This is a genomic window from Pedobacter cryotolerans (assembly GCF_005116475.1).
Taxonomy (GTDB): domain Bacteria; phylum Bacteroidota; class Bacteroidia; order Sphingobacteriales; family Sphingobacteriaceae; genus Pedobacter; species Pedobacter cryotolerans.
In genome coordinates this window covers 157,962-174,334 of sequence record NZ_SWBO01000001.1, presented here as the reverse complement: position 1 = coordinate 174,334, position 16,373 = coordinate 157,962, and the positions used below count along the sequence as shown (strand labels likewise).

Sequence of the window (16,373 nt, the reverse complement as noted above, 5' to 3'; positions counted from 1 at the left end):
TTCCCTCGCAATGACGAATGCTTGAGAACTTTCGACTAAAGCTAATTTTTCAACTGCCTTAAATCAATATTTTTTTGAAAAACATTGTCAGTAGTTTTTGGGCAAATCCAGCCCTGCTTTTTGTTACAACCAAATGAAGAATTTGGTTTCCACTGCAATCAGGTTTATATCACAAAGTTGCTGGTTCTTAGGTAGTTTGCAACCCCTCATAGCAGAATAAAACAGCGTTAACTAAACGGGATTGTTGCGATATACTTTTTTAATTGTCATCCTGAGCGTAGTCGAAGGATAATTAAAAAAGATAAAGCAAAAAAGCCCGACTAACAATAATCGAGCTTCTGGATTTGCTTTTCTAATTAAGACTTTAGAAGTTTTCAGTTACTTTTTTGGTGCTGTAGGATTTTCGCCAATTGTTCTCTGCGTTGGATAAGCAAAATCAGAACCATATTGTTTTACAATCTCAATAATCTTAAAATTAACGCTTTCCTTAACCTTCAAGTAGGCATTAAAATCTGGGTTCTGTACCAAATATAGTATTTGAATATTTATGGCAGAATCTCCAAAACTATCAAAAGTTACTACGTTATCAGATGTTTCAATGTTATCAACTAAATAATTATTTAAGTCTTCAATAATTTTGGCTATCGTTTCTGAGCTAGTTTCGTAAGTAATACCGATGTTAAACTTCACTCTACGAAAGTTTCTTCGAGTTAAATTTTCTAAAACGCCATCTATCATCGCTCTGTTAGGGATAATAATGGTGGTTTTATCAATGCTTCGTAAAACAGTGCTTCTAAAGCCTACCTTCTCAATGGTGCCTTCTACGCCATCAACTTTAACTAAATCGCCAACGGTAAAAGGTTTGTCTATAAATATGGTAAACGATCCGATTAAGTTTTCTAAGCTTTCTTTGGCAGCCAAAGCAATTGCTATACCTCCAATACCTAAACCAGTAATTAAGCTTAAGGCATTAACTTCAAAAACGTAGCCTAAAAGCACAAAAAACCCAATAAAATAAATAATAAACTTAAAAAGCTCTTTTAAAAATGGTACTAACTGGTCATCTGCCTTATTCTCAGATTTAAACGCTTTATAGGTAAATACGTGTGCAACAAAATCTATAATTCTTAATATAATCCAGAAAAAAGATAGAATAATTAAGAAAAGGAATATTTTATCGAACAGCTCACCTAGTGTAAAAACATCTTTAATTTTAACTTTATCTACCAACCTGGTATAATTAAACACCCCTAACTCGAAGGGGTGTTTAAGTTGGTTTATGGCCAAGTATAACGATGCGATGCTAATAAAAAATTCAAATGGCTTTAATAGCAAAGCTATAAAAGTATCTATTTGAACCTCTTCGGCAAATTTTTTAAACAGTTTAAAAAGCAATTTACTTATCCCTTTTGAAACAATTCTTTTAAGTAAAAAACCTATTAAGATTATTGCAAAAAACAAGCAATACGCCTGTACGGTGTTGCCCCAAATTACCTGTTCAAAAAATTCGCTATTCATTTTACACCAATTGTTTTAATGCTATTTCAAAAGCAGTACTTGATAAATTTGTTTTTTTATTCGAAGAATTATAGACTGCTATTAAAGCATCTTTAATTACAGATGAAGCATCGCTAAAGATCGCATCATCACTCATTTCTACATTTCGTTGCATTAAGTATGCAAAAACCCTAGCCATTCCGCAATTGGCAATAAAATCTGGAATTACCGCAACATGATTATCTGCATGTTCCATAATACTACCAAAAAAGATTTCCTTATCAGCAAAAGGCACGTTTGCACCGCAAGCAATCACCTCTAAACCGCCTTTAATCATTTGGTCTACTTCACTTTGCTGTACCAACCTTGATGAAGCTGCAGGCACAAAAATCTCTGCTCCAACATTCCAAACTTTTTCACTCGCTTCGGCAAAGGGTATTAAATTATCAGCAACCAAAGTGTTGTTTACTCTATTATTAAATAACGTTTTAATCTCCTTTTCTGTAAAACCATCGGGATTAATTAAACCACCAACACGATCTATGATACCAACAATTTTAACACCATGTTGCGCTAAATAATATCCAGCAGCCGCCGCAACATTGCCCCAACCTTGTATAATTGCTTTTTTGCCAGCTAATTCTCCACCCCAAATGTTGTAAAAATGTCTAATCGACTCAGACACACCATAACCGGTAATCATATCGGCAACTTTATATTTTCTTTTAATATCTGGGGTGTAATCTAAATCTTCGAGCACTTTAGAAACACCATAACGCAATTGACCAATTTGATGGATACGTTCGTTTTCTCTAGCTTGGTAATGCCCACTAATTACGCCTTCTTGCGGATGCCATAAGCCATAGCTTTCCGTTATTGGAATAACTTCATGTATTTCATCGATATTTAAATCGCCTCCGGTGCCATAATAACTTTTTAATAAAGGCATTACCGCTTTGTACCAACGTTCTAGCACTTCCTTTTTACGCGGATCTGCCGGATCGAAGTTGATACCAGATTTTGCACCACCAATTGGTGGACCAGATACAGTAAATTTCACTTCCATTGTTTTGGCCAGCGATTCTACCTCACGTTTATCTAAGCCTTTACGCATACGTGTACCGCCACCAGCAGCGCCACCACGCAAAGAGTTAATTACAACCCATCCTTCGGCTTCAGATTCTTTGTCTTTCCACTCGAAAACAATTTCAGGTTGTTTCTCTTCGTACTTTTTTAATAAGTCTTTCATTTTGTTCAGTTTTATAAAGCTAGCATTACCCCAATAATGCGTATTTGGGTAAATCTTCTTTAATCAGTTTTATAATTGGTGGGGCAAAGATAGAAACAAAAAAACCTCCACGAAACTAATCGTGAAGGTTATATATCTTTATTAAGAATATTATTTTCTTAAAGATTTGATACGAGCAGCTTTACCAGTTAATTCACGTAAATAGAACAATTTAGCTCTACGCACTTTACCGTGACTGTTAACTTCTACTTTATCGATATTTGGAGAATTGATTGGGAAGATACGCTCTACACCAACACCATTACTCATTTTACGAACAGTAAACGTTTCGTTTGCACCTGCGCTATTACGTTGAATAACTACACCTTGGTAAATTTGAATACGTTCTTTATTACCTTCGCGAATTTTATAGTGTACACTAATTGTATCTCCTGATTTGAAAGAAGGAAACTCATTTTTCGCGATTACCTGCTCTTCTACAAATTTTACTAAATCCATGATTTTAAGCTATTAAGCCGATTTTTTTATGTTTAAAATCGGACTGCAATATTAGGGATTTTATTTTACAAAAAAAAGTAGATTTTAAAATTATTTTATTTTTTAACAAATCGCGTTTTTTCCACAACGACGAGGGGGTTGAGTTGGTAAGTTGCTGAGTGGTGGAGTCGGTAAGATGTTAAGTTGTGGAGTTGTTTGGTACGCCTTAACAACTCCACAGCTTCCCGACTCAACAATTACTCTAGTAAATCTGGTCTACGCTCCTGTGTACGTTTTAGCGCCTCATCATGGCGCCATTCATTAATTTTAGCTTGGTGGCCGCTCAATAAAATATCTGGTACCGTATGTCCACGCCAATCGGCAGGTCGCGTATAATTTGGTGCATCTAACAATTCGCCTTGAAAACTATCAGATAAAGCAGAAGTCTCATCATTTAATACGCCAGGTATTAAACGTACAACAGCATCAACCACAACCGCAGCAGGCAGCTCTCCGCCACTTAAAACATAATCGCCTATGGAAATCTCACGAGTTACAAAAATATCGCGTATGCGTTGGTCTATGCCTTTATAGTGCCCGCATAAAATGATGACATTTTTTAAGGTAGATAATTGGTTGGCGATGGTTTGATTTAATGTTTCTCCATCTGGGCTCATAAAAATCACTTCATCATAATCACGTTCGCTTTTTAACTTTTCTATACAAAGCGCAAATGGCTCTATAGACATGATCATGCCGCTACCACCACCATAAGGATAATCATCCACACTTTTTTGCTTATTGGTGGCATAATCTCTTAAATTATGTACTACAATTTCTGCAACTCCCTTTTTTTGTGCACGCAGTAAAATAGAATGTGCAAAAGGACTGGTTAATAAATCTGGCAAAACGGATATGATATCAAAACGCATGGTGCAAAGGTAAGAATAGTTTAGCGTTTGGCGCAGAGCGATGATTTTCTGTTCGCAGAGCTTAAACCGCGATGCATTAGTCTACTTCTTCTAATTGAAAAATCTCCTCAACAGCAATGTTGAAAACTTTCGCCATTTTTAAGGCTAACACAGTTGATGGTACGTATTTTTCGCCTTGGTTCGTGAAGATACGAATCAAGGTGGTTGATTGGGCTTCATGTAAGCAGTATATTTCGGTTTTAACCACCCCGCCTTTCAGGCACCCCTCCAAAGGAGGGGAATGGAGGTTGCAATTCCCTCCGACACGTCGGAGGGTGGTCGCAGACCGGGGTGTTATAAAAACATTAATCGAACTCCGGCTTAAGAAATGACATTAGGGCTTAATTTGCATAAACACTTAATTTTTCTTAATTTCTTAATGTTGATCGTTACAGAACATTTCTAAACCGTCCACTGATCGTGGATCAAAGCCACCAAGAAATATTGCCCATCAATTTTTTCGAATACCAAACGGAGAGTTGTCCAATCCATTCCGTCTAATTTTTGGTCGAAACCACTAAAATGATATTCGATAAAATGATGATTTGGATAAATCGTTTTTAAATTATTTAGCGAATTGCCTTGCTTAATAATTTGATCGTAACCCACGGCTTCCGCAGCTAGATAATCTGCATTGTAAACAAACTTTTTAAGATATGCGGGCACCGAAAGTTTAATCGGATCTCCAGTACCATCGTAACTCCCCCAAGTTAAGGTCCATTGTTTATTAATCGATTCTAAAAAATCTTCAGGAGTAAGTTTTTTTGAGTTTGCCGTATCTATAAATCCATAAGGAACAAACCTAACGCCATCGGCAGAAAAATATTTAATCAGCTCTGCGTAATTATTTTGTTTTAAGAAAGTTAGCACTTGCCTTGCAGTGGCTTTTATAGAGTCTTGCTGAGATAAACCGTCGCCATCATCTTTTGGCAGTGTGGTTTTAACGGTGTCTGTTATAGCTACAGCACTATCTTCAATTTTATTATCTTTTTTGTCGCTGGTGCAAGCGGTAATAAAACTAAACAACAATAAAAATAGAATTAAGCGTTTCATTTCTATTCAACGAAATAATAAAACTATTGTTTCAATTTTACGAATTTAGATAAAGATCTAGCAATCCCTCTGGTAAATCCACGAGTAAAGTTTTTTCATCCTCATCAATCTCTACAATCATATCTTCGTTTAATGGGAATAAAATCTCTTTATTTTTGTAAACAACTGTGGCCACAAAATGTTGTGGATATTCATTTACCTCAATGATTTCGCCTAATTCGCCATGGGTTTCATCAGAAACTATAAAACCTTTTAAATCATCGTAAGTAAAATCATCTTCATCGCGTTCTGGCATTTTATCTAGCGGCAGGTAAACTTTCTTTTTAACCAATGCTTGTGCCTTATCAATATGGTCTAAATCATCAAAATAGAAAAGACCAGTGCTGTTTGGGTATAATTTATGACTAGCAACAAAAAAGGGAACCATTTTGCCGTTCATATCTGCAAAAACAACATCTAAATCCAAATCTTCATAGGCATCAAACTCAAAATACAATTGTATTTCGCCTTTTAAACCTTTGGTTTTTGTAAAATAGCCAATATAAAACGCTTCTTCTTTTAACATAATATAAATGTATTTGTTAGTTTAATCCGCCAATGCAGAGAATACCTCAATAAGAAATTCTTTATCGAACTAGTTGGCATTACAGATGCTGATCCCGAATACTCGGGACAGCATTGACGTGTTATGCTGGGGTTTTGGTTAAAAAAATAGCGTCCCGAAAATCGGAACGCTATTACAAGTTAAAACAAATCTATGATTATGCCTCTTCTTTTTTCTCTTCTTCAGTAGTTTCAGCAGCTGGAGTTTCAGCAGCCACTTCTTCAGTTGCAGCTTCTGCAGCAGGAGCCTCATCAGCTACCACTTCTTCTTCAACAACTTCTTCTGCTACTGGTGCATTTTTTGCAGCAATTGCAGCAGCACGATCAGCATTTTTCTTAGCTTCTGCAGCTAAAGCAGCTTTTCTAGCTGTTTCTTTTGTAGAGCTTAAACCTTCTTTTTTACCTTCAATTTGACCGCCTTTAGTTTCTAACCATTGCGCAAATTTAGCATCTGCTTGTTCTTCGGTTAAAGCACCTTTTTTAACGCCACCTTGTAAGTGTTTTTTGTACAATACACCTTTGTAAGAAAGAATAGCACGAGCCGTATCAGTTGGTTGTGCACCTTTGTTTACCCAGTCTAAAGTTTTTTCGAAGTTAATTTCGATAGTTGCAGGATTGGTGTTTGGGTTATAAGAACCTAAACGCTCAATAAATTTACCATCTCTTGGAGAGCGAGAATCTGCTACTACCACATGGAAAAAAGGTTTCCCTTTTTTACCGAATCTTTGCAATCTGATTTTAGTTGCCATTTTCTTTTAAGTTTATGTATTCAACATAGTTCCCGGAGCTTCGTGCTTGCGGGGATGCAAAAGTAAGTAAAATACTAGTAACTAACAAAAACATTATTTTATATTGAAACAACATAACTTTAATCTTATTTAAAGATATTTACAATTATGAAAATAGCTATAGATATGGACGAAGTCCTAGCCGATCCTATTAAAAAATTTATACACCTTTATAACCGCGATTACGATGTGCCGCTCGATTTACAAATTGAGCCTGGCAATGAGATTTACCAACACATTCCCGAACATATTAACAATAAATGGTTCGATTATATTAACGAAAAAGGCTTTTTTAGAGATTTAGAATTGATTGAAGGAAGTGTTGAAGCTGTTAAAAAACTGCAAGAAAAATATGAAGTTTATATCGTTTCCGCAGCTATGGAGTTCCCAAATTCTTTAGAAGATAAATACCATTGGTTAGCGGAGCATTTCCCTTTTATTAGCTGGAAAAATATCATGTTTTGCGGAGAAAAAATTGTAAATACTGATATCATGATTGATGATAGAGCCAAAAACTTCATTGATTTTAAAGGTAGAACACTGCTTTTTACCTCGCCACATAATTTATTGCTAACAGATTACGAACGCGTAAACAATTGGCAAGAAGTTTTAGATAAATTGATGTAGATAGTTTCGTGCTGAGCTTGACTGGGCATCGTAATGCTTTGGTAGGTTTTGGTTTTGTTATCAGAAAGGCAAAAGCAGTATTTCAATTAAAGTTAGCCGGGCTCTTTGCTGCAATCTTTTGTTTTCAGCTTTGACAACTTTCTTTCAACATGGTTATAAAAGTTGTCAAAGCTCTAGAGAAAACAAAAGTGCAAAAACTTACGAAGTCTACTGTTAAAGCAGGACAGTAGACTTCGTAAGTTTTAAGCCAAAAAAGCCAAAAAGTATTTTCGCTTCAATCCCGCTTAGCTAACAAAAGTCTATGCTACTATTTAAGCTAGCACCTAGTAAACTCCATAAAAAGACTTACGAAGTTTCTGTGCAGAATGCCTAAAACTTCGTAAGTCTATATTTAATGTCAGTGTAATCCTTTAAAAACCTACTTAATCAAGCGCAGCTAATTAAAACTAAACTCTCCAACCAATCTACCTCCACTACTTTTAGCTTCTAAAGGCATTACAATAATTTTGCGTTGCTGCTTACCCGTTGAGTAACGCGTATAAATTTCTGCTGTAACCGTTGTTGGCCCGCTGATGGTAAATTGCCTATCTCCATAATAATTTACTTCAATTTTATATTTACCATTCATTGCTTTTTTAAGCATAAACTGTTCCGGACCATAACCAGAAGTAAAATCATCACTCAATCTTCCGCCTATTTCAGTCGTCGGATCGCTGTAATAACACTTCTCCCCTTTAGGATCGGTTACCCACAAATCAATATCCGTATCGTTTTTGTTCCAGTTTAAAACTACACGTACATCTACAGGCAAACTTTGTATCAATCTTTTGTCTATAGCACTCGTGTTTAATTTATTGCCATATTTAGTAATCAAATTGTTTATTTCGGCAATAATAATCTCTTCAATTCCCTCATCTCTACTAGCTGTTTGACTGTTATAACTTTGCGTTAGCACTTTGTATAAATTATCCAACGCTTTTTGATACTGACCAACATCGGCCAATGCCAAAGCATAATCTCTATAACTTTGCGAATCCATTGGGCGCCATTGTAACACTTTTTCGGTTACAAATAAAGCCTGATTGTAGTTACCTGTTTGCTTTAGTTTATAAGCCAAAACTTTGTATAAGTCGGCGTTTTCTAAATCTAAATCGGCAATGCTACTTAAAATCGTTAATGCCCTTGTACTATCAGCTTGTTGGTAAAAATAATTGGCCACATCAAAATAGAAAGTTGGCGTACTTAAATATTGAGGTCTAATGGTTAAATATTGTTGGTAAGCTTCTTCCCCTTTTGCAGTAAGCGATTTCATGTAATCCTTATCGCTCTTAAAATCAGGAATTATAATTATGGGTTGTTGCACTTCTGTTCTATTCGCCGCTGATTGGTCTTTAATAGCTAATCCTGCAACTCTCCCCCGCAAAGCTTGCGAAGCTCCTGGCGCACCAGAATCACTCATTTCTTGTGCTTTAATTGTTGTTACAGAAGCCGTAACAGATTGTTTTCTTTGAACACCATACCCTACAATAACAACCTCATTTAAAGCTTCTTTATTTTCACTTCTATCATCACGCTGTACTCTTGGTGGTAGCGCCGGAGATGCCTGTGTTCTTGATGGCGTTGGCGAAGGCATTCTTACGGCGTCTACTACTACATTTTGTGCAGCTACAGGCTCTGGATAATCATCTCCCTTTTTACCTTTGTGCTGAGCAGTAAAATCTGTGTTCCACCATTTTTTTAGCTGTTTGCTCATGGTAAAAGCCTTGCTTAGTAAGTCTGTTTTACGCTCTAAAATATCCGCTCTGCGTTGTTTCATTACCTGATCAAATTGAGTTCTCAATTCTGCGGGCGGAGTAATATCGTAACGCAAATAATCATCTAAATTTTCTAGCACGATTAAACTGGTGTTTCTAGTAACAATACCAAACTGTTTGCTCAAAACACTAATATCATCTTTGTTTAACTCGTATTGAATATCCATTTCGGCAATTTTCTTTTGTGCCCAAATTCTACTTACATTAACCGAAACCAAACTTTGCGCATTAGGATCTAACCTAACATTTTGCTCACTTACAACTGTGTTGCCATATCCAAACTGTAAAATAATGTTAGTACTAAACTCGCTTAAGATACCTGCAACTGCTAAATGCCCATTTACATTAACCCGCATTGATGGGTAGGTTTGACGAACTTCTGCATTATTTTTTATGCCTAAAAATTGCAATTGTTCGTCATTTAATTGCGCAAAAGCTTCGCTGGTTGAGCTAGTATTCAAATTAATGAATTGTCCGCCAGATTTTAAACTAATATACTTTAAAGTGCTGTAATCTGCTTTTTGAGATGTATTAATGGTATGAGTTGGCTTGTTTAAAGCAACTGAATTTTTGCCGAAGGTAGAAAGCCCATCGCTAAAGAAAAGGTATTCGTTAGCTGATAATGAATTAGCATGAATAGCGCTGTAATTTGTACCGCCATCGTAAACTGTTTTTGTTAATTTTTCTTTAAGCTCATCCCAATTTCCATTGGTAATTTTAAAAGAGCCTGCGTTTTTAAAAGTATTGTTTAATAAACCTAAATTGACGGTTAAGTTTTGTTTTTGCTTTATAATTAAGCCTAACAATTCTAATTCTTTTTTGGTATCTCGATGCAACCCACTTAACGAGGCATCCCAAATTAAGCCTAACTCGTTGCTCCAAATCCTTGCTCTACTTTGCGCTTTCGGAAAAACATTTACTAAAAAATAATAACCGCTGTTTGCTTTTTGCATTTGCACTTCGGGCATATCGCTACGTTTTGGTAAATTAATGTTTAAAGCTTTTTGAGGTTGGTAGTTTGTTTTTTTCATTTCGGCAACATAATTATTGCCTTTGCTATTTAAGTTAAAACTGCCGTCTGGCTGCTCGGTTAACTCTGGTTTAACCACACTTTCATAAACTGTTGTTTTTAAAGAAAATTCGGCAATTGTTTGCTTGTAATCTAATGGTAAATGATAGGTTAAGGCATTTCCATTATTGAATTTTAGTTCTTCTTCATAAGCTACAATTATGGTTCGCGTAGCTTTGGCTGGCATTGGATAAATTCTTGTTCTAAAATTATTTCCTTCTACTTTTTCTAGCAAGCCTGGGTCTACCCTACGTCTTTCTATGCTTTCGAACACTTCAGTTGCTTTTGCTTTTTCTACAGGCACGGCTTCACGCATTTTGCCATTAATATCTAAAGCATAGCGACTAATGCTTACGCCATCTGGCATTGGGAAAGTTAATTCGCCTTCTAAAATACTCGAGGTACTGTTGTAGAAAGTCATGGTCATTGTGGTAGTGGCAATGTTGCCCATAATTTGCACATCGATATTTAACTTTTGTAAGCTAACTGCGTTTTCTTGTGCGTTTGCTGTTTTTACTTTTAAAACTGGCATTTGCGCATAGGCGGATGATGCGATTGATAAAATGAAAATTGTGAGGAGTGTTTTAAATGATTTCATAAGTCTGGTTTTTATTAGGGATGCAAAACCTAGGCAGATTGCATAAATGTTTTTTTAATTTGGGTGGAAAACCTGAAATAGCAGCACAGTTTTTTGGGAAAGCCCGAAATGAGGCACGAATGAGGCTTGCCTGCCTGCCGGTAGGCAGGGAATGAATAGCAGGGCTAATGTTAGCGAAATGTGATGACTAAAATTTTCAAAAGATTTGTAACATTTTCTAAGATTAACCATCGAAATATAAAAAACCTAAAACCATGTTAATTACAACTACAAATACGATTGAAGGCAAGAAAATTGTTAAATACATTGGCCTTGTAAGTGGCGAAACCATTATTGGCGCTAACATTTTTAAAGATCTTTTTGCGGGTATCCGCGATATTGTTGGCGGAAGATCTGGCTCTTATGAGCAAGTGTTAAGAGAGGGTAAAAACACCGCTATAAACGAAATGCAACAATATGCCGCTGCAATGGGTGCAAATGCAATTATTGGCGTTGATTTAGATTACGAAACTGTTGGTAGTGGCGGCAGTATGCTAATGGTTACTGCTTGCGGAACAGCTGTTGTTTTGGAAGATTAGATTATTAGTCATTGGTTCACTAGTTTATTTTGCATAGCGTAATGAATGGTCTTTAAAGAGACAGCATATTTGAGCATGTGCTGTCTCTTTGTGCCCCGCACTAACGAACTATTGAACCAATAAACTGTTATTTACATAGAAAGTATCTCTACCAATTTTAACCAAGATGGGGTTATTTTTTCGGCATCGATGTGTTTAATGGTTTGCGAAAATGGTGTAAATACAATTTCTTTGTTTACCAAGCCAGCCATCACATCAGTTTTGCCTTCTAGCAAACCTTCAAGTGCGGCAACGCCCAATCTGCTCGCTAAAACCCTATCCATACAACTCGGACTACCACCTCTTTGTATGTGCCCAAGTACCGAAACTCTGATATCGTATTTAGGGAATTTTTCTTTTAAGGTTTCGCCAATAACATAGGCACCACCAGCTTCATCGCCTTCGGCAACAATGATAATTTTTGATGCTTTATCTTTACGACCAGTTTCTATTCGGTGCATTAGTTCTGGTACGCCAACTTTAGCTTCAGGAATTAAAATTGCCTCTGCTCCCACTCCAATTCCACTTCTTAGGGCAATTAATCCAGAATCTCTTCCCATAACCTCTACAATAAAAAGTCTGTCGTGAGATTCGGCGGTATCTCTAATTTTATCAACAGCATTTACAACAGTGTTAATGGCGGTATCATAACCAATTGTAAAATCGGTACCTACCAAATCATTGTCAATTGTGCCTGGTAAGCCAATAATTGGGAAATCAAATTCTTTAGAGAAAATATCTGCGCCAGTAAAAGTACCATCTCCACCAATTACCACAAGTGCATCAATTTCACTATCGACAAGATTTTTATGTGCCAATACTCTTCCTTCCTTTGTTTTAAAAGCATCGCAACGAGCCGTTTTTAAAATTGTACCGCCGCGTTGTATAATATTGGCCACCGATTTGCCGTCCATAGGAATAAAATCTGCTTGTATTAAGCCTTCATAGCCCCGTAAAACGCCTGTAATTTTTAAATTATGGTATAAACTTGCTCTTACTACTGCTCTAATTGCAGCATTCATGCCTGGAGAATCTCCTCCAGAGGTTAAAATGCCTATGTTTTTTATCTTGCTCATTATTTATTTCTTGTTTGCAAACTCAGCTAAACCTTTATCTAAGTAAGCTAAATATTTATCAATATCGTACTCAACACCAATTGGCGGAGTTACTAATTCTTTGCCATCAGTATCTAAAAGTACATAATAAGGCTGTGCCAACGTTTTATAACGCTCACCTTGTAAATGTTGAAACTTTAAACCAACAGAGTTTACCTGCGTTTTTAAAACTTCAGATCTAAATTGTTCTGCTTCTGGAAGCGGGGTTTTATCATCAGTGTATAACGATACAACAATATAATCTTCTTTCAATTTTTTTAATACGCGAGGATCCGACCAAACTTTCGCTTCCATTTCTCTACAGTTTACACATCCATGGCCAGTAAAATCAAGAAATAGAGGTTTATTCACTGTTTTAGAGTAAGCTAAAGCTTCTTCGTAATCAAAAAAGCCATCTATGTTATGCGGAATGTGTAAAAATTCGCTATATTTTCTTTTTGTTTTGGTGGTTGAAGTTGTTGCTGTGCCACTACCTTCTCCAATTACAAAATCTTGAGTAGACAATGGCGGAACTAAAGAACTTACTGCTTTTAGTGGAGCACCCCACAATCCTGGGATTAAATAAACAGCAAAAACAAAACTTGCCGTAGCAATAAATAACCGTGGAACAGAAACATAGGCCAAATCACTATCGTGAGAAAATTTGATTTTGCCTAATAAATAAACACCCAAAAGTATAGCCAATACAATCCAAATGGCTAAGAAAACTTCTCTGTCTAAAATACCCCAATGGTATGCTAAATCTGCCGTTGATAAGAATTTTAAGGCTAAGCCCAATTCTAAAAAGCCTAACACTACTTTAATTGAATTTAACCATCCTCCAGATTTTGGTAAGCCCGTCATTAAACTTGGGAAAATGGCAAACATGGTAAAAATTAACGCTAGCGAGAGCGAAAACCCAAACATTACCACAATTGGTGTGAGCAAATCGGTATTTATGGCTACAAGTGAGGTACCGATTAACGGCCCTGTACAAGAAAATGAAACAACGGCTAGCGTTGCTGCCATAAAAAATATCCCTCCAAAGCCTTTAGAATCTGATTTAGCATCTAGTTTATTTACAAATGAACTTGGCAGAGTAATTTCGAAAGCACCCAAAAAAGAAACACCAAAAATTACTAAAATTAAAAATATAAGAATATTAAAAAAGCCATTTGTTGAGATTTGATTTAAAGCACTTGCTCCCCAAATTAAGGTAATAATAACGCCTAAACCCACATATATAACAATAATAGAAAGCCCGTAAATAATAGCACTTCTTATCCCTTTTGCTCTACTTTCGGCTCGTTTAGTAAAAAATCCAACCGTTAATGGTACCATAGGGAAAATACATGGAAGAAAGAAAGCTGCAATTCCCGCCAACAATCCCAAACCAAATGTTACCCAAAGTGAAACTGGTTTTTCTGAAGTATTGCTGGGAGCAACTTCAGTTTTAGCGGTAGTTGATACAGCTGTTGTATCTTGTACTTTATCATTTGCTGCACTATCTTGTTCAGAGCCAACTGTGGTAAAATCTAAATCATCTGGTACTGCAGTTGTGGTATCTGCTTGCAGTTTTAGCGCAAAACTTTTTGTTGGATTAGCCAAGAAAAAGAAGCTTACAACAAATAAGAATAAGATTGTGTTCTTCATGTTAAGTTTTAAAAGCTGTGAAATTAATAAAACTTTTTATTAATGACGTTGATTACAGGCTTTGGTGTTATACACATTGCATTATAATTACATTACCTAACGGGGATTTTTAATGTAATTTCATCTGACGGTAAGCAACTTACCTCATTACACACCATAAATTCTACTTTCGCTGTTATTAGCGTGTTAGGTTTAATGAGTTTAAGTTTTTGAGTGAAAACAACTTCTTTCTCAAAATAAGCTAATTCCATTTTTATCACTTTATCATATTTAATGATTGGTTTAGGTTGCCATGTTTTTCCAATTATTACAAATTCTTTTGATGGCATATAATTAAACTTCAACCGCATCGGTTCTGATTTTACATTTTGCGCATACATATGCCAACCTTTATCAAGCTTTGCTTTAAAATATAAAATAGCATCGGTTTTAGTTGTTTTTTTCACATAGTAAGACCACGTAATTGGTTTTACCAATTGTGCCTTTACACTGTAAGCAATGCTAATAAAGAGCAATAATAAAATGTGTTTTTTCATAAAATGAAGATAAATAAAAAGCCTTTCAGCGTGTGCTAAAAGGCTTTAATGTTAATGTTTTTTCAAATTACTTTACAGGAATGCTGAAAGCTACCTCAGATGGAGGCAAACAAGAAGCTTCATTACAAACCATAAATTCAACTTTTCCTTTTACAACAGTTGTTGCTTTATTTAGCTTAATCTTTTGCTGAAAAACAACTTGATTTTCAAAATAAGTTACATCCATTTTAAAAACCTTTTCATATTTAGAAATTGGTTTTGGTTCTGTTGTTTTACCAATCAAAGAGAAGTCTTTAGAAGGGGCAAAACTAAAACTGGTTTTATTTGGTCCACCCGGTTTAAGATTTAGTGAATAAATATGCCAGCTATCATCAATAGTTGCTTTTAAGTAAACTACAGCTTCTGTTTTACTGATTTTTTTTGCTGCATAAGACCAAGTTACTGGATTTTCTAATTGAGCAAATGCACCTACTGCGCTAAAAAATATTAGGCTTAAAATTAATGTTAGTTTTTTCATTTGTTTATAGTGTGTTATGTATAAATTCTATTTCTTTAAAGTTAAATTCGATTAATTTTCCTTCTTTTTCAATCTTTAAAAGTCCTTGGTCTGTTATTCCAGTTATCATGCCTTCAAAAACCTCGCCATTTTGTCGGTAACTTGCACGTCTATTAATTTTATAAAGGTTATTAACATATTCTTCTTTTATAACAGTATCTCTTCCTGCTTTTAATTGTAGATATACTACCTCAATATGACTACAAATCTCTGCCAAAGTCAATTGTAAATTAACATTTTCTTGTAAAATTTGATATAATGATGTGGCGCTATTTACCAAGTGAGCGGGAAAGTACTCCTGATTAACATTTAATCCAACACCAATAACAGATGATTTGATGGCGCTTCCAACGATTGTGTTTTCAATTAACATACCTCCAATCTTTTGATCGCCATAATAAATATCATTAGGCCACTTAATTTGAACATCATTGCCTAAATATTTAAATAATGCTTTGTTAATGGCAACACTAATAGCCATATTTAATAAAAACTGTTTCGTTAACGGTAGAAATGATGGTTTAAGTAAAATGCTAAAAGTTAAGTTTTTTCCAGGTTCAGTATGCCAAACGTTTCCTTGCTGCCCTCTACCTGCAAATTGCTCGTCTGCCATAATTACAGTTCCCTCGGGTAATGGCTCGGATTTTGACAATAAACTCTTCAAGAAGTTATTAGTAGAATCGACAGCTGATAATTTGATAAGATTTTGACCAACAAATAATGTTGAAAAAGTGTTATTTTGCAAGTGTTGATTTATATTTGTTGATATTCAAAATTAAAAAAATTTAATGGTAAAAAAGAAAACCGTAAATCTTTCTACATACCTCTCGGAAATAGCCATACATGGCATACAAGAAAAAAAAGGACATGATATTGTTCGTTTAGATTTGAGAGAACTGAATAGCTCAGTTTCTGATTATTTTATTGTTTGTAATGCAGATTCATCTAACCAGGTAAAAGCAATTGCCGATAGCGTTGAAGATGAAATTTATAAACAAACCCAAACTAATCCTTGGCATAAAGAAGGTCAGGAAAATGCCGAATGGATTATTTTAGATTACTTTGATATAGTAGTACACATTTTTAAAACCGAAAAACGTGAATTTTTTGGAATTGAAGATTTATGGGGTGATGCCGAAACCACAACTTACAAAAGCGCATAGCCCAATTA

At 35.4% G+C, this 16,373-nt stretch carries 17 protein-coding genes; 3 read left to right on the top strand and 14 right to left on the bottom strand.

Going from position 1 to position 16,373, the window contains the following annotated elements:
* Positions 1–378: 378 nt before the first annotated feature.
* The 8 genes from FA045_RS00805 to FA045_RS00770 form a co-directional block, all read right to left on the bottom strand.
* Positions 379–1,518, bottom strand: coding sequence for a mechanosensitive ion channel family protein (locus FA045_RS00805; RefSeq protein WP_136873454.1), 1,140 nt, complete (start codon positions 1,516–1,518; stop codon positions 379–381).
* A gap of 1 nt (position 1,519) precedes the next feature.
* Complete coding sequence (locus FA045_RS00800; RefSeq protein WP_136873452.1) at positions 1,520–2,746, bottom strand: Glu/Leu/Phe/Val dehydrogenase dimerization domain-containing protein; 1,227 nt, start codon at positions 2,744–2,746, stop codon at positions 1,520–1,522.
* Between the two features lie 150 nt (positions 2,747–2,896).
* Positions 2,897–3,244, bottom strand: a complete 348-nt coding sequence (rplS, locus tag FA045_RS00795) for a 50S ribosomal protein L19 (protein WP_131551598.1) — start codon at positions 3,242–3,244, stop codon at positions 2,897–2,899.
* Positions 3,245–3,480: 236 nt separating this feature from the next.
* Entirely contained in the window at positions 3,481–4,155 is a 675-nt protein-coding gene (gene trmD / locus FA045_RS00790) for a tRNA (guanosine(37)-N1)-methyltransferase TrmD (protein WP_136873450.1), read from the bottom strand.
* Positions 4,156–4,231: 76 nt separating this feature from the next.
* The gene (locus FA045_RS19110) at positions 4,232–4,354 is read right to left on the bottom strand and encodes a hypothetical protein (protein WP_262709595.1); all 123 of its coding nucleotides are present in this window, start codon (positions 4,352–4,354) and stop codon (positions 4,232–4,234) included.
* A 242-nt stretch (positions 4,355–4,596) separates the two neighbouring features.
* The gene (locus tag FA045_RS00780) at positions 4,597–5,247 is read right to left on the bottom strand and encodes a hypothetical protein (RefSeq protein ID WP_136873448.1); all 651 of its coding nucleotides are present in this window, start codon (positions 5,245–5,247) and stop codon (positions 4,597–4,599) included.
* A gap of 37 nt (positions 5,248–5,284) precedes the next feature.
* A complete protein-coding gene (gene rimM / locus FA045_RS00775; RefSeq protein ID WP_136873446.1) occupies positions 5,285–5,812 on the bottom strand; it encodes a ribosome maturation factor RimM in 528 nt (175 codons plus the stop codon).
* A 196-nt stretch (positions 5,813–6,008) separates the two neighbouring features.
* The gene (locus FA045_RS00770) at positions 6,009–6,599 is read right to left on the bottom strand and encodes a 30S ribosomal protein S16 (RefSeq protein ID WP_136873444.1); all 591 of its coding nucleotides are present in this window, start codon (positions 6,597–6,599) and stop codon (positions 6,009–6,011) included.
* 147 nt (positions 6,600–6,746) lie between these two features.
* Here FA045_RS00770 and FA045_RS00765 point away from each other — a divergent pair, with 147 nt between their 5' ends.
* The gene (locus FA045_RS00765; protein WP_225871231.1) at positions 6,747–7,265 is read left to right on the top strand and encodes a 5' nucleotidase, NT5C type; all 519 of its coding nucleotides are present in this window, start codon (positions 6,747–6,749) and stop codon (positions 7,263–7,265) included.
* Positions 7,266–7,701: 436 nt separating this feature from the next.
* Here FA045_RS00765 and FA045_RS00760 read toward each other — a convergent pair whose 3' ends face one another.
* Positions 7,702–10,746 (bottom strand): VIT domain-containing protein, encoded by a 3,045-nt coding sequence (locus FA045_RS00760; RefSeq protein WP_136873442.1) that lies wholly within the window; start codon positions 10,744–10,746, stop codon positions 7,702–7,704.
* A 254-nt stretch (positions 10,747–11,000) separates the two neighbouring features.
* Here FA045_RS00760 and FA045_RS00755 point away from each other — a divergent pair, with 254 nt between their 5' ends.
* Complete coding sequence (locus FA045_RS00755; RefSeq protein ID WP_136873440.1) at positions 11,001–11,324, top strand: heavy metal-binding domain-containing protein; 324 nt, start codon at positions 11,001–11,003, stop codon at positions 11,322–11,324.
* Positions 11,325–11,455: 131 nt separating this feature from the next.
* Here FA045_RS00755 and pfkA read toward each other — a convergent pair whose 3' ends face one another.
* The 5 genes from pfkA to FA045_RS00730 form a co-directional block, all read right to left on the bottom strand.
* The gene (gene pfkA, locus FA045_RS00750; protein ID WP_136873437.1) at positions 11,456–12,439 is read right to left on the bottom strand and encodes a 6-phosphofructokinase; all 984 of its coding nucleotides are present in this window, start codon (positions 12,437–12,439) and stop codon (positions 11,456–11,458) included.
* A gap of 3 nt (positions 12,440–12,442) precedes the next feature.
* Positions 12,443–14,110, bottom strand: coding sequence for a protein-disulfide reductase DsbD family protein (locus tag FA045_RS00745; RefSeq protein WP_136873435.1), 1,668 nt, complete (start codon positions 14,108–14,110; stop codon positions 12,443–12,445).
* Between the two features lie 92 nt (positions 14,111–14,202).
* Positions 14,203–14,646, bottom strand: a complete 444-nt coding sequence (locus FA045_RS00740; protein WP_136873433.1) for a protein-disulfide reductase DsbD domain-containing protein — start codon at positions 14,644–14,646, stop codon at positions 14,203–14,205.
* Between the two features lie 67 nt (positions 14,647–14,713).
* Positions 14,714–15,163, bottom strand: coding sequence for a protein-disulfide reductase DsbD domain-containing protein (locus FA045_RS00735; protein ID WP_136873431.1), 450 nt, complete (start codon positions 15,161–15,163; stop codon positions 14,714–14,716).
* 4 nt (positions 15,164–15,167) lie between these two features.
* A complete protein-coding gene (locus tag FA045_RS00730; RefSeq protein ID WP_136873429.1) occupies positions 15,168–15,947 on the bottom strand; it encodes a biotin--[acetyl-CoA-carboxylase] ligase in 780 nt (259 codons plus the stop codon).
* A 43-nt stretch (positions 15,948–15,990) separates the two neighbouring features.
* Between FA045_RS00730 and rsfS the strand changes: the two genes are divergently transcribed.
* A complete protein-coding gene (rsfS, locus tag FA045_RS00725) occupies positions 15,991–16,365 on the top strand; it encodes a ribosome silencing factor (RefSeq protein WP_136873427.1) in 375 nt (124 codons plus the stop codon).
* Positions 16,366–16,373 lie beyond the last annotated feature (8 nt).

Bases quoted from the DNA above. Each gene is read 5' to 3' on its own strand.
- FA045_RS00745 (WP_136873435.1), bottom strand. From the start codon at position 14,110: ATGAAGAACACAATCTTATTCTTATTTGTTGTAAGCTTCTTTTTCTTG.
- FA045_RS00765 (WP_225871231.1), top strand. From the start codon at position 6,747: ATGAAAATAGCTATAGATATGGACGAAGTCCTAGCCGATCCTATTAAA.
- trmD (WP_136873450.1), bottom strand. From the start codon at position 4,155: ATGCGTTTTGATATCATATCCGTTTTGCCAGATTTATTAACCAGTCCT.
- FA045_RS00805 (WP_136873454.1), bottom strand. From the start codon at position 1,518: ATGAATAGCGAATTTTTTGAACAGGTAATTTGGGGCAACACCGTACAG.
- FA045_RS00800 (WP_136873452.1), bottom strand. From the start codon at position 2,746: ATGAAAGACTTATTAAAAAAGTACGAAGAGAAACAACCTGAAATTGTT.
- FA045_RS00770 (WP_136873444.1), bottom strand. From the start codon at position 6,599: ATGGCAACTAAAATCAGATTGCAAAGATTCGGTAAAAAAGGGAAACCT.
- FA045_RS00735 (WP_136873431.1), bottom strand. From the start codon at position 15,163: ATGAAAAAACTAACATTAATTTTAAGCCTAATATTTTTTAGCGCAGTA.
- FA045_RS00780 (WP_136873448.1), bottom strand. From the start codon at position 5,247: ATGAAACGCTTAATTCTATTTTTATTGTTGTTTAGTTTTATTACCGCT.
- rsfS (WP_136873427.1), top strand. From the start codon at position 15,991: ATGGTAAAAAAGAAAACCGTAAATCTTTCTACATACCTCTCGGAAATA.
- rplS (WP_131551598.1), bottom strand. From the start codon at position 3,244: ATGGATTTAGTAAAATTTGTAGAAGAGCAGGTAATCGCGAAAAATGAG.
- FA045_RS00760 (WP_136873442.1), bottom strand. From the start codon at position 10,746: ATGAAATCATTTAAAACACTCCTCACAATTTTCATTTTATCAATCGCA.
- rimM (WP_136873446.1), bottom strand. From the start codon at position 5,812: ATGTTAAAAGAAGAAGCGTTTTATATTGGCTATTTTACAAAAACCAAA.
- FA045_RS00740 (WP_136873433.1), bottom strand. From the start codon at position 14,646: ATGAAAAAACACATTTTATTATTGCTCTTTATTAGCATTGCTTACAGT.
- pfkA (WP_136873437.1), bottom strand. From the start codon at position 12,439: ATGAGCAAGATAAAAAACATAGGCATTTTAACCTCTGGAGGAGATTCT.
- FA045_RS00755 (WP_136873440.1), top strand. From the start codon at position 11,001: ATGTTAATTACAACTACAAATACGATTGAAGGCAAGAAAATTGTTAAA.